Origin of the sequence: Prevotella sp. HMSC077E09, assembly GCF_001814685.1 — a bacterium.
In the GTDB taxonomy this organism is placed as follows: Bacteria; Bacteroidota; Bacteroidia; order Bacteroidales; family Bacteroidaceae; genus Prevotella; species Prevotella oris.
Genome location: NZ_KV817549.1, coordinates 37753 through 49735, shown reverse-complemented (window position 1 = coordinate 49735; position 11983 = coordinate 37753). Strand labels below are relative to the sequence as shown.

11 protein-coding genes and 1 pseudogene are annotated in these 11983 nt (G+C 47.1%); 9 read left to right on the top strand and 3 right to left on the bottom strand.

The window, feature by feature from the left end:
* Positions 1-341: 341 nt before the first annotated feature.
* From HMPREF2983_RS05845 to HMPREF2983_RS05810, 8 genes are all read left to right on the top strand, one after another.
* Complete coding sequence (locus tag HMPREF2983_RS05845) at positions 342-1652, top strand: histidine-type phosphatase (RefSeq protein WP_070667351.1); 1311 nt, start codon at positions 342-344, stop codon at positions 1650-1652.
* A gap of 35 nt (positions 1653-1687) precedes the next feature.
* On the top strand, positions 1688-3157 hold the full coding sequence (locus HMPREF2983_RS05840) for an alkaline phosphatase family protein (RefSeq protein ID WP_070667350.1): 1470 nt from the start codon (positions 1688-1690) through the stop codon (positions 3155-3157).
* A gap of 73 nt (positions 3158-3230) precedes the next feature.
* Positions 3231-4709 carry an amino acid adenylation domain-containing protein gene (locus HMPREF2983_RS05835; RefSeq protein ID WP_070667349.1) on the top strand — a complete coding sequence of 493 codons (1479 nt, stop codon included), beginning with the start codon at positions 3231-3233 and terminating at the stop codon, positions 4707-4709.
* Between the two features lie 56 nt (positions 4710-4765).
* Complete coding sequence (locus HMPREF2983_RS05830; protein ID WP_004373020.1) at positions 4766-5011, top strand: acyl carrier protein; 246 nt, start codon at positions 4766-4768, stop codon at positions 5009-5011.
* A 20-nt stretch (positions 5012-5031) separates the two neighbouring features.
* Entirely contained in the window at positions 5032-6402 is a 1371-nt protein-coding gene (locus HMPREF2983_RS05825) for an MBOAT family O-acyltransferase (protein ID WP_070667348.1), read from the top strand.
* Positions 6403-6405: 3 nt separating this feature from the next.
* Positions 6406-7413, top strand: coding sequence for a hypothetical protein (locus HMPREF2983_RS05820; RefSeq protein WP_070667347.1), 1008 nt, complete (start codon positions 6406-6408; stop codon positions 7411-7413).
* A 120-nt stretch (positions 7414-7533) separates the two neighbouring features.
* Positions 7534-8490 carry a bifunctional diaminohydroxyphosphoribosylaminopyrimidine deaminase/5-amino-6-(5-phosphoribosylamino)uracil reductase RibD gene (ribD, locus tag HMPREF2983_RS05815; RefSeq protein ID WP_070667346.1) on the top strand — a complete coding sequence of 319 codons (957 nt, stop codon included), beginning with the start codon at positions 7534-7536 and terminating at the stop codon, positions 8488-8490.
* Positions 8481-9248, top strand: a complete 768-nt coding sequence (locus HMPREF2983_RS05810; protein ID WP_070667345.1) for a YaaA family protein — start codon at positions 8481-8483, stop codon at positions 9246-9248. The genes ribD and HMPREF2983_RS05810 overlap by 10 nt, the downstream gene beginning before the upstream one ends.
* Positions 9249-9358: 110 nt before the next feature.
* Here HMPREF2983_RS05810 and HMPREF2983_RS14285 read toward each other — a convergent pair.
* Positions 9359-9770, bottom strand: a pseudogene (locus HMPREF2983_RS14285) (putative toxin-antitoxin system toxin component, PIN family).
* 5 nt (positions 9771-9775) lie between these two features.
* Entirely contained in the window at positions 9776-9988 is a 213-nt protein-coding gene (locus HMPREF2983_RS05805; protein WP_070667344.1) for a hypothetical protein, read from the bottom strand.
* A 220-nt stretch (positions 9989-10208) separates the two neighbouring features.
* Here HMPREF2983_RS05805 and HMPREF2983_RS05800 point away from each other — a divergent pair, with 220 nt between their 5' ends.
* Complete coding sequence (locus HMPREF2983_RS05800; RefSeq protein ID WP_004373002.1) at positions 10209-10658, top strand: peroxiredoxin; 450 nt, start codon at positions 10209-10211, stop codon at positions 10656-10658.
* Between the two features lie 142 nt (positions 10659-10800).
* Here HMPREF2983_RS05800 and HMPREF2983_RS05795 read toward each other — a convergent pair whose 3' ends face one another.
* Positions 10801-11457, bottom strand: a complete 657-nt coding sequence (locus HMPREF2983_RS05795) for a hypothetical protein (protein WP_070667343.1) — start codon at positions 11455-11457, stop codon at positions 10801-10803.
* Positions 11458-11983: the final 526 nt, after the last annotated feature.

Below are 11983 nucleotides of genomic sequence, written 5' to 3'. Positions count from 1 at the left end.
TTCTCGGATGTCGCTTGCGACGAGGAGGCCTAAAAACCAAGGGAAAAACCTCCTACCCGCTTCGCGGTATATTTTAGAAAATCGGAGAATATCTGAAAATAAGAGTTTGTTTGCCCTCCAATAATCCTTATATCTTCTATAATATTCTTAGATATTCTCGGATGTCGCTTGCGACAAGGCGGCCTAAACTGCAAGGAGAAGTCCTCCTACCCGCTTCGCGGTATATCATAGAATATTGGAGGATATCTGCAAAATAAGAATTCGTTGATCAGCCACTTGCAAGTTTTTATTTGTTGTTTTTTTTCTTTATGTTACGAAAAAAGATTTATCTTTGTAAGCGTATGAAAAGGAAAATGGTTATTCTATCGCTGATGGCGTTCTGTCTCAGCGGCTTTGCACAGCAGGCAAAGCAAGACTTTAAGGCCAACAGACAACTGTCGGCAAGTAATTATTTAGCCTATCCCGGCCCACTTCAGAAGACACTTACGCCCGCTCCGAAAGGCTATGAGCCGTTCTATCTGAGCCATTATGGTCGTCATGGAAGCCGCTGGCTCATCGGAAAGCGCGACTATCAGCAACCTGTGAAATGGCTTGAAAAGGCAGATACCTTAGGAAAACTCACACCGAAAGGACAGGAGGTGCTCCATAAACTGCGCCTGCTCCGCGATGCAGCAAAGGGTCGTGATGGTGAGCTGACACAGCTTGGTGCAGAGCAACACCGTCAGATTGCCGAACGAATGATACGTAATTTCCCCGAGATATTCAAGGGAAAGACGCATGTAGACGCTAAAAGTACGGTGGTTATCCGTTGTATTCTGAGCATGGAAAACGCTTTGCAGCAGTTGGTTCGCATGAACCCGCAGCTCGACATCACCCATGATGCCAGCTATCACGACATGTATTACATGAACCATAACGACACTTCGCTCTTCAAACAGCGCATGCCGAAAGAAGCACGCGAGGCATATGATGCTTTCAGCAAACGCCATATCCACCCTGAACGTGTGATGCGTGAGCTTTTCAATGACGACAGTTACTGGCAGAAAGAGGTTAATTATAAAGAACTCTACAAAGCACTTTACAAGCAGGCCAGCAACATTCAGAGCACTGAACTGCGCCATAAGATGTCGCTCTATGACCTTTTCACAGACGACGAACTCTATGACCTTTGGGCCACAACCAATGCATGGTGGTATATCAACTATGGCCCGTCACCTCTCAACGGAGGTAAGCAACCCACCTCACAGCGCTTCCTTTTGCGCAAGATTATCCATGAAGCCGACAGCTGCTTGAAGCTGAATCATCCCGGTGCTACACTGCGTTATGGTCATGACACCATGGTGATGCCGCTCACATGTCTGCTCAATCTCGACGACACGGGAATGCAGGTAGCCGACTTGGAGCAAGTAGCCATGCGCGGATGGAACGATTATCGCATCTTCCCTATGGCCTGCAACATTCAGTTTGTGTTCTATCGTAAGCAGGGAAGTGACGATATTCTCGTCAAGATTCTGCGCAATGAGAACGAGGCTAAGCTGCCTATCAAGAGCGATGTTGCCCCTTATTATCATTGGAAAGACGTGAGAGCGTATTGTGAAAGAGTAGCCTCTTCTCAGTCTTCTAAAGCAGGTAAGGCAGCTCTCGTGCACTAATCCATGAAGAAAAAGAACCATAAACCATAAATATAATGAAGAAAAACATTTTAATTCTATTGCTGTTGGCCTGCTCGTTCATGGGGCATGCACAGGTGAACCGACCGAAATTGGTTGTCGGAATAGTGGTCGATCAGATGCGTTGGGACTATCTCTACTACTACAACAAGGAGTTTGTGGAGGGTGGTTTCAAGCGACTTCTGGCTGAAGGATATAGCTGTGAGAACACCATGATACCTTATATTCCCACGGTTACAGCCATTGGTCATTCGAGTATTTACACCGGTAGTGTCCCTGCTTTGACAGGAATTCTCGGCAATAGCTTCTTTATCAATGGAAAGAACACCTACTGCTGTGGCGATGACAACGTGCAGAGTGTGGGCAGTAGTTCCAAGGAAGGCAAGATGTCGCCACGCAATCTGCTGGCTTCAACGATAGGCGATGAATTGAAATTGGCTACAGATTTCAAGTCGAAAGTCATTGGTGTGGCCCTCAAAGACCGTGCTGCCATTCTGCCTGCAGGCCATAGTGCCGATGCTGCTTATTGGTGGGACACGAGTGCCGGCCATTTCGTTACGAGCACTTACTATATGGATAAGCTGCCTTCATGGGCTGTTGAATTTAACAAGAAGCATCAGCAGAAACCCGGCTCTGACATTAAAAGCAAACCGCAAGGCGTCACTATGACGTTCGATATGGCTGAAGCTGCGTTGAAAAACGAACGACTCGGCTTGGGAACAGAAACTGATATGCTCGCTGTGAGTGTATCTTCTACCGATATTATCGGCCACATGTACAGCACACGTGGCCCCGAAATCCACGATGCCTACATACAGCTTGACCGCGATCTTGCCCGCTTTTTCAATACTTTGGATGCTCAAGTAGGCCGTGGAAATTATCTTGTGTTCCTCACAGCTGACCATGGTGGCGCGCACAATCCTAACTTCATGCGCAATCATAAGTTTGCTGCCGGTGGCTTTGCAGGCTGGGATTTGATGAAGGAAATCAACAAAGAACTGCAACTGTCATTTGGAACGAAAACCAATTTCATCTTGGGCGAGAATGCACTCCGCATCTATTTCGACCGCAAGAGCATTGCCGAAGCAGGATTGGAGTTGGCAAAAGTGAAAGCTGAAGCCAAGAAACTGTTCGAGAAACGCGCAAATATCACCTATGTGGTCGACTATGATAATGTGGCCACACAACCCATTGCACAGCCTATCCGCGAGCGCATCATCAACGGATATAGCCGTGAACGCGGTGGCGATTTGCTCATCATCACCAATCCCGGGTGGATAAATTGCCCATCAAGTCCCGACTATAAAGGCACAAACCATGGTCTTTGGAACCCTGACGACAGTCATATCCCATTGATATTCATGGGTTGGGGCATCACTCCGGGTGCCACTTCGCATCCTACCTCCATGACGGATATTGCACCGAGTGTGTGCAGTATGCTGCATATTCAAATGCCGAATGCCTGCGTAGGCAATCCTGTTTTTTAATATTTTTAAGTCCTTGGAAGCGCCATAATCTTGCATTTTGATGTAACTTTGCATTTACTTTATAATCAAGGAAATGATCAAAGAAAGCCAAAATGCACAGCTTGTGGCGCTTCTTCATGACAGTCTGTTGGCCCATACATCACGGGATGCCTTTTGCATTGACGATAAAATGTGGACTTACGGACAGCTGATGAAGCGTGTTGCAGCTATTCGTTGCGCGGTAAGAGAATGCGAAAGTATCATCGGTTTGGTGGCCAACGACGACTTAAACACCTATGCTTCCATACTCGCTTTATGGATGGAAGGACGTTGCTACGTGCCTCTTCATCCGCTTCAACCCTTGCAACGCTGCAATGATATCATCAGTCAGGTGGACATCAAGACCATTCTTGACTCGGGTGAAAGCACGCGTTACGACAGCGAGGGTGTCATCATGACGGCCCAACTGCCTGATGCCGACAAATTAGATGCTCCTTGCGAGGTGGGCAAAGATGCTCCGGCATATATTCTTTTCACTTCTGGAACGACAGGACGCCCCAAGGGTGTGCCCGTTACTTTCGGCAATGTGGAAGCTTTTTTGGAGGCTTTTGCCCAGTTAGGGATTAGTCTTTTGCCCGAAGATCGCTGCTTGCAGATGTTTGATTTGACTTTCGATCTTTCGGTGGGCAGCTATCTTCCACCGCTGATAGCAGGTGCTTGTGTCTACACGGTGCGTCTTGGCAGCATCAAATGGCAGGAAGTTTTCCGCCTGATGGACGACTACCAGCTCACCGTTACGCTTATGGTTCCCTCGGTTATCCATTATCTTCGTCCTTATCTCAGTGAGCTTTCGGCTCCCGACTTGCGCTATTCGCTCTTCTGTGGTGAGGCATTAATGGTTGATGATGTGGTGCCATGGAAGCAGGTGGCAAGTCATGCTACGGTGTGGAATGTGTACGGGCCGACTGAAAACACCATTTATTGTACGGCCTATCGTGTGGGCAGTCACGACGTCAAACAGCACAATGGCGTGGTCAGTATCGGTAAAGCGATGTTGCATACCCACACGATGATTGTCGACAGCGAGCATCAGAAAGTGGTGCAAGGCGATACAGGTGAGCTTTGTTTGGCAGGCGATATGCTCACTCCGGGCTATTGGAATGATGATGAAAAGAACCGTCAGGCTTTCTTCTCTGACGGCAAACGCCGCTGGTATCTGACGGGTGACATCTGCCGTGAAGATGAAAATGGCAACATAGAATACGTGGGACGCAGCGACTCTCAGGTAAAGATACAGGGCTATCGCATTGAACTCAGCGAGATAGAAAGCGTGGCCCGACGATATTATGACCAGCAGACAGCCGTGGTTGCTGTCGTGCTGGGAGAACAGAACAACCAGACTATCAACTTGGTTGTAGAGCGCAATGATGACGGAAGCAGTGAGCAGTTGCAAGACTTCCTGCGGCAATATCTGCCCACTTACATGCTGCCTTCGCGCGTGGTTTTCATGCCGGTTTTCCCGCAGAATGCCAATAATAAAATCGACAGAAAACGCATTAAGGAAAGCATTTAGCAGGAGAACGCACATTTTGAAAAACTAAAAAAGGACTTATAAAAATAAGAAACAGAATGGAAAAAAACGAAATCATGCAGGCTTTGAATGGCATTTTCTCTGCCGTGTTGAATCAAAGTAACCTGCAACTTTCTGAAAACATGACCACCGATGATATCGAGAACTGGGATTCTCTGACCAACATGACCATCATCAGTGAGATAGAAAAGCGTTGGAACATCCACTTCAAGCTGCGCGATATCATCCGCATGAAGAACATTGGCGACATGGCTGATGCTGTCATCAGCAAGAGTCAGCAATAAAGCGACAGACAGATTGCATCATGGAGTTTATCTCAATACCGTTTGTCACCTGCATGCTGGTGGCCTTTATCCTGTATTATGCCTTTAGAAAACGACGCCAGCAACATGCTGTTTTGCTCTTGGCGAGCGTGGTTTTCATTGGTTATTACCACCTTGCCTATCTGCTGACAGCCGTTGGCATCACGCTTTTCACCTTCTATGCAGGGCGCCGCATTCATGCCCATGTCAACACTCCGCAGGCCGGTTGGTGGCTTTGGACCTCGGTGGTAGCCTTGGTTGGCTTCTGGCTTGTGGCCAGATACTACTTCGATTTGTTTCCACTTGGCATCTCTTTCTACACGTTCCAGGCCCTTTCCTACCTCATAGAAATCTATTGGGAAGAGGAGCCCGAAGACGATTTCATTGACTTTTCGCTCTACATGTTGCTCTTCGTGAAGTTCCTTTCCGGACCTATCGAGCGTGCTTACGACCTGTTGCCACAGTTCAAGAAAGCACATGCGTTCGACTATCAGCAGGTGGTTGGCGGACTGAAACTCGTGGCATGGGGTGTTTTCTTGAAGCTTGTCATCGCCGACCGTATAGGCCCTTCACTCGACAGTGTGCTCGACAACGTGCGCCAGGCATCGGGAATGCAGCTGCTGCTCGCCACGCTTCTCTATCCCATTCAGCTCTATGCCGACTTTGCCGGCTATACAGCCATGGCGCTTGGATTAGGCCGAATGCTCGGTTTCAAGCTGCAACCCAACTTCAACCGACCGTTTATTTCAACGTCTACGGGCGAACTTTGGCGCCGTTGGCATATCTCATTGTCAGCGTGGGTGCGCGATTATGTGTTCACTCCACTGAATGCTTCGCTGCGCTCATGGCATCGCTGGGGCATCTATGTGTCGCTGTTGGTGACGTTTGTCAGCATCGGTGTGTGGCATGGGGCAGGGTGGACATTCGCTTGTTACGGTCTTTTTCAGGGCATTCTAATTATCATCGAGACCCTCTTGGGCAAGCGCAGGGAGCGTCTCTACAATGTCTTCGGACAGCGTGCAGGACGCATGTTGATGATTATCCGCACCTATCTGTTCTTTGCCTTGTCGCTGCTTTTCTTCCGTATAAGTTCGGTTTCCGACGTCCTCTATACCTATCGTCACCTCTTCGACGGTTATCTTTCATCGGTGAAAGAGTTGCGTCTTGGGCTTTCCGACTATTATTGGATTGTCTTTGCGGTGGCCGTTGTATTGATGTTTGTCATCGAAGCAGTCAATGCCCGACGTGACCTCATCGAGTCGAGCAGCCGTTGGCGTGCGCCCATTCGCTGGACTTGCTATTTCGCAGTGGTGCTGATAGTGCTGTTCTACGGTGCTTTCGGCGTTGAAAACTTTATTTATATTCAGTTCTGAGCCATGGAAAAGAAGCATAAACTATTGACATTCTATGTGAAATGCCTCGTCATCAGCCTGCCTGTAATATTGCTCGTGGCCTTCTATGCCTATAAGGATCCGTTCATGGTGCTGCGCAGTTACACCGACTATGACCACTCCTGGGTGGTGCAGGATGAGGGTGCCGTGGCTTGGGAAAAATACAAACAGCAACGCCGAAGCTGCCATTACGATTCGTTTGTGATGGGTACTTCGTGCACGAAAGCCTTTCCATGCTCCATTTGGCAGCGCCATATCAACGGGCATCCATTCCGCTTTTTCAGCAATGCTGAAGGCTTGGGAGACGTCAGTCTGAAGCTCGAAGCCCTTGAAGAACAGCCGGGACAGAAGATTAAAAACCTGTTGTTGGTCGTCGAACGCAGTTTCTTTGAGAAAGAAAGTGCCCAGGGCGGCATCATGCATCTTATGCCTCCGGAGGTGACGGGCAAGAGTTGGGCAAGCTATCAGACGGAGTTTCTGCAGAGTTTCTTCTATCCGAAGTTCCTCGTTCCCTATCTGAAATATGCCTTTACAGGCTATCGCGACCCCAAGGCCTCAGGCGTATTCTATGACGATTTGCCGTCACGCGACCGCGTCACCAACGAGGCATTGTTGCCCGAGGAGGCCGAAATCAAGCGTTTAGGTGAGCACTATTGGCAGCAGGGCGAATGGAATTCGGAGACCCGAAAGCCGTGTGAGCCCTCGCTTGCACCGCGTGTCTTGGGCGAAAGACAAATCAGAATGCTGGCTGATTTGCAGAATTTCTGCGAACGCCACCACACGAATTTGAAGATGGTTATCGGCCCAAACTATCAGCGGGAGCGCTTCAATCCGGATGATTTAGACATACTTCTGCATATTTTCGGCCCGCAGTGCGTCTATGACTACTCACACGACGACCGCTTCATTGACTTCCACGACTATTATGACATGAGTCATTATCGGGCTAAGGTGGGCGAAGCCATCATGAAAGAGATATATGGAAAAAGGTAGATACGGTGTCAATCCAGTCACACTGCAAAACAATAACTCACACAAACTCCATCCTATTAAAAGATAAAAAACAAGGTTTTGCCACGCCTAATCAAAGATTTTTCAGTAAGTTTGCAGTCTATGGAGCATGAATACTACATGAAACGCTGCCTGCAACTGGCAGAGAACGGACGGCAGAATGCCAAGCCCAATCCCATGGTGGGCGCTGTGATTGTGGCACATGACCGCATCATCGGCGAAGGCTATCACGTCAGATGCGGCGAAGGACACGCTGAAGTGAATGCCTTTGCAAGCGTCAGACCGGAAGATGAGAAGCTATTGCCCGAAGCCACAATCTACGTGTCGTTGGAGCCTTGCTCACATTACGGCAAGACGCCACCCTGTGCAGATCTCATCATCAGCAAGGGCATAAAGCGATGCGTCTGCGGTTGTGTTGACCCTTTTGCCAAGGTGCAGGGACGTGGCATTCAGCGCATGCGCGACGCCGGTATTGAGGTCGTTGTGGGCGTCATGGAAGCGGAATGCTTGGCCTTGAACCGCCGTTTCATCACGTTCAATGCTTTGCATCGGCCGTATATTCTCCTGAAATGGGCACAGACAGCGAATGGTTTTATCAGCAAAAAAGACAGTCCGCTGCAGCTTTCTACGCCTGTCACACAAATGCTTGTGCATCAGTTGCGGGCCGAAAATGAGGCTGTTCTCGTGGGCCATACCACTTTCTTGACCGATCATCCCCGCCTTGACGTGCGCCAATGGAGTGGTCGTAATCCCGAACGTATCGTGCTTTCGCCGACTATGGCAGCACGAAAAGAACGGCCGGAAGGCTGGACTGTCGCAGCAACCATTGATGAAATCATCGCTCATCTCTATGCCGATAAAAAACAAAGTCTCGTTGTAGAAGGGGGAAGGAAGACGCTGCAGGCTTTCATCGAACGCGGACTTTGGGATGAAATCCGAGTGGAGACGGCTCCGATAATGATAACAGAAGGCGTGGCAGCTCCACATTTCCCCACGCATGCGCACATAGAAAAAACAGAATATATTGACGGAAACCAAATCATCACCCTATGCAGATAATCCTCGCTTCAGCCAAAATCATGAATGCCAAGACAGCCGTAAAAGTGCCTATAGAGACTCAACCTGCCTATGAAACTACGGCCGAATGCTTTGCCTTGGAAATGAGTTCGTGGCCCGTGGAGACGTTGGCTGAAGCCTTTCATTGCAGCATGTCGATAGCTTTGGAGAACCGGTTGCGCTTTCAAAGTTTCTTCAATGACGATGAAAAAATGCCTGCTTTACTGGCCTACAACGGTCATGCTTACAAATACCTGCAGGCATCTTCGTTCTCTGAAGCCGACTTCCGATTTGCCCAAAGCCACCTGTTCATTACGTCATTCCTGTATGGTTTGCTGCGTCCGTCAGACAAAATCCATCCTTATCGCATGGAGGCCAAGGTGCATCTTCACGCTGCTGAAGACCAGAATATGTTTGCTTTCTGGCGCTCACGCCTTACAGATGCGCTCATCGAAGCCGTCAAGAAAGATGACGGTGTGCTGATACATTTGGCTACCGAGGAATATGAACATCTCTTCGATTGGAAGCGCGTTTGCTGCGAAGTAAAGGTTGTTCAGCCCCTGTTCTATGTGGAGAAAGGCGACAGCATGAAGGTGGTTTCAGTCTATGCCAAGCGTTGTCGCGGCGCCATGACACGCTGCATCATCCAAAACAAATGGCACCAGCCCGATGAACTCCTTGCCTTCAACGAAGCAGGTTTCAGCTATCAGCCACATTACGGCGATGAACTTCACCCGCATTTTATATTCAAACAACCATAAACCAGTAGGAGGAAATTAGGATATTCAGGAGATATTACGACTCTTTTACTTGCGTTACTTAAATAAAAATCAATGAGAATATAGCAAAATCAACTATTCACAGCAACACATTACAAGCCACCTACAACTTTCATAAAATCCTGAATGGAGATAATCTGCACTTTAGGGAATGGAATTTCTTTTAGTACATCATAGTGATGATCATTGGTTACAACATATCTTGCATGGGCAACAATCACACAATCAACAAACTTATTGTCATCAGGATCAGCCTTGATAAGTTCAAAATGATAATAAGGTGTGAAGAATTCTGTAAATGGACTGTTGATAAATAGTCTTCACAATATACTCTGAAACCTCATATCCTACAAGCTTTTGGAGAATCTCAATATACTCTTCAATGATTTCATTTGTTATGCAAAGTCGATTTTCTCCCGATACAAAGGACTCCCACACAGCATGGTATTTGCTGCGAGGTGACACGCTTTGTATCAGGCAATTTGTATCAAGTACTATGCGCATGTTTCCTACAATGCGTGAAAATCGGTTTCATTAATATCGTCCAGGCGCTTTTGGTCAAGCTGTCCGGTATCCCATAACCAATCAAGTGCCTTATTCATTTTTTTAGAATAATAGTGATAAAGCACTTCTTTCAGTTCTTCAAGTCCCTCTTCTGATTTGTCAATTTCAAACATTTTCAACAAATGAATCTGGGTAGGATTGAATACAGTTGTTTCCATAATCGTTACCTTTATCTGCTACAAAGATAAGCAATCTTTTCTGTTTTGCATCTCTTCATGACGTCTTTTTTCTCAAATTCACCATTGTTTAATCCCATGAGATAAATTATCTTGGAAAAGGTTGAAAGTGTCAATAAGAAATCGTATCTTTGTCCATGACAGGCTAACTGCCACTTTCGGCAACGGCTGACATAGGAAAACAAACATAAACTCATAACGTATGATTGAAATAGGACAAAGACTTCCCGAGGTTTTAGGCGTTGACCAAGACGGTAAGGAATGGAAACTGAGTGATTTTAATGGCAAGAAATTAGTGCTGTACATCTATCCGAAGGACTCTACCCCAGGCTGTACCAACGAGGCTTGTAACCTCCGTGACAACTACAAGCGCTTCATTTCAGAAGGTTATGCCGTGTTGGGATGCAGCACACAGGATGCCAAATCGCACCATAAGTTCATTGAAAAATACAACCTTCCTTTCCCACTTCTCTGCGACACAGAACTCAAACTCGTACAGGAACTCGGTGTATATGGCGAGAAAAAGATGGCCGGACGCACATACATGGGCGTGTACCGCACCACCTTTATCACGGATACCGAGGGCACAGTGACCCGCATCATCGGACCAAAAGAAATCAAAGTGAAGGCTCACGCCGAGCAAATCTTGTAGAAAGGAGAGTCACTCCAACTCTTTGCTATCCTCGTTTTGTAAGCTCAACGAACAGCAACTGCCGGTTCCCTAAAGAAGAGGGAGGCTCGAAGTATGTATCCATGAGCAGGCATGCGCCGGCCTTTTAAGTCGGCACAGCTTGCTATATGCTCCGTTTCATGTCTCTTGTGACATAGAAATTCTTACTCCCCGGGCGCGCTTCAACCATGTAAACAGCGCCCGGGAGGAACTCCATGGTGATGTCTTTCGTATAGACAATGTCCATGGCAGCATATCGCCTAAGCTTCCGATAGGTATAGAATTGAAACGTTACCTTATGCTTTCCCGCAGCAATAAAGCGTCCGTCAAACCATGAAAAGCTTATACCGCGCCCATTGTTTATACCATCAATGCTGCCTATTGACACCCCTTTGACTTTGAATGTATGATTGACTGCCTGCAACATCAATCTACTTCGTTTGGGATTGCGATGCAACCACACAGCCTTTTCATACTTGAAAACGAAGCATATTAAAAACGAAAGCAGAATTACTGCACCCAAAGACACTGCCGGAAGCACTCCATACTCGAAGATATTAGGAAAAAGTTGTTGCAATTCGTGGTTGTAACGGACTGACAAAACAACACTCACGACGGTGAGAAACGTAGCTGCCAGAATGCCCAGAATGGCCTTTACGCGCAACGTTACCATACTGGGGAGCGTGCGGACAGGCGAAAAATGAAAGACAAGAAAGAAGACAGCAATCACCAATGCGGATGCTCCTAACAGCACAAATATATGCTCAACGAATGACTCCATAATATAATTCTTAGGAAACGAAAATTGAGAACCAGCTTCATCTCACAGCCTATAGGCAAAAGACAAAGCTTCTTTAATAATTATCTTCTTGAATTCTGATTGCAAAGATACATTTTTTCTTTCTCTTTCTATAAGTCTGAAAGTATTTTTTCTCACTTGAAACGTTCCACTTTCATGTAAAGAAACCTATCCGGTTTTTAACACTTCCGGACACCACCAAACAGAAATGAAAACGCACTTTCCATGCTTGAGCGAAGCCATTTTAGGGCATTGACACCATCACTCCTATCATCTTATGCTGCAATCTGACGCTAATCACCGCACAACTAAAGTCATTTTACCGTGCAAAGTGACTCAAGTTACAGTGTAATTAGCGTCAAGTTGCATGGTAAAGTGAGGCAAGTTACAGCGGGATTTAATAGAGATTGTCAGATGATTGGGTATATATTGTTCTACGGATTATCTATTATTATACGATGACAATGAATGTTATGTCGTGCGATGAGTGCCATGCTGGGCTATCCCG